At 23.7% G+C, this 1,036-nt stretch carries 1 protein-coding gene and 1 pseudogene; both read left to right on the top strand.

What is annotated here, in order from left to right:
- Positions 1–352, top strand: a pseudogene (locus tag C6B38_RS04970) (hypothetical protein); the annotation flags it as partial.
- Positions 282–620 (top strand): single-stranded DNA-binding protein, encoded by a 339-nt coding sequence (locus C6B38_RS04965; RefSeq protein ID WP_105298869.1) that lies wholly within the window; start codon positions 282–284, stop codon positions 618–620. The pseudogene C6B38_RS04970 and the gene C6B38_RS04965, both read left to right, overlap by 71 nt.
- Positions 621–1,036: the final 416 nt, after the last annotated feature.

Raw genomic sequence — 1,036 nt, 5'->3', positions numbered from 1 at the left:
TTATATTTTAAATGGAGAATTAAAAACAAAAGAATTTGCCCGTTTATTTCATCAAATGTGTCAAATGGCGAATTACATGGGAATTTATCGCCAAGATGTTCACCGTATGATGCGTGAGGTCCAAGAAAACGGTAAATTAGATTTTTTAGATGTAGAACCTAATGAAAAAGAAAATGATATACCTAAAGAATTTAATAAAGAACCTCTTTATAAATCACCTTATAATTTGATTTCAGATGATTTAAAAGTTAATCAAATAATCTATAAAGGAAAAGAAAAAAATGATAAATGAAGTACGTTTAATGGGTCATCTTACTCATGATTTAAAAAAGGAATATGTCAAAATCAATAGCGAGGAAACAACAGTTGTTAATTTTCAAATCGCGGTTAATTCACATAAAGATAAAGACAAAAATAAACCATTATTTGTTAATTGTGTCGTTTTTCGACAACAAGCAGATAATCTTTTTACTTATTTAGGAAAAGGAGACCACCTTTATGTTGCAGGTTCGTTATCTATTCAAAAATATAACGACCAAAATGGGGAAGAAAAAAACAGCACGAAAGTGATTGTTTCTAAACTTGTTTTCTTAAATAATAATAAAGAAAAAGGCCAATAATTACCTTTTTGAAAAGGAATAAAGAAAAATYATGAATAAAGRAGAAATGAAATGASAAAATTAAAATTATATTTTTATTCTTTATTTAGTTTTTTTATCTTATTTTTTGTTGGTTTATGTGTTGCTACTATTTATTTTGCCTCACAAGAGGCACAACAATTYTTAGTTTTGTTTTTTTATTTTAATATGTTATTTTGGTTATTTTTATGTGTTACTAGTTTTATTTTATATTTTAAATACCTTTATAAGGAGAAATTAAATGCGAAATTATAATTCATTTGATAATTTATTTTGTTTAATTATTGGAGTTATTTTAATTCTTTTTCTTTTTCAAAAATTTTCTTTTTTCTCTTTTCAACAAGAAAAAATTATTGAAATAGTTGAAACATCCAAAAAATCTATTATTAATAAAATTA

Origin of the sequence: Spiroplasma sp. ChiS, assembly GCF_002968355.1 — a bacterium.
Lineage (GTDB): Bacteria > Bacillota_I > Bacilli_A > Mycoplasmatales > Mycoplasmataceae > Spiroplasma > Spiroplasma citri.
This window is presented reverse-complemented; position numbering and strand designations above follow the sequence as displayed.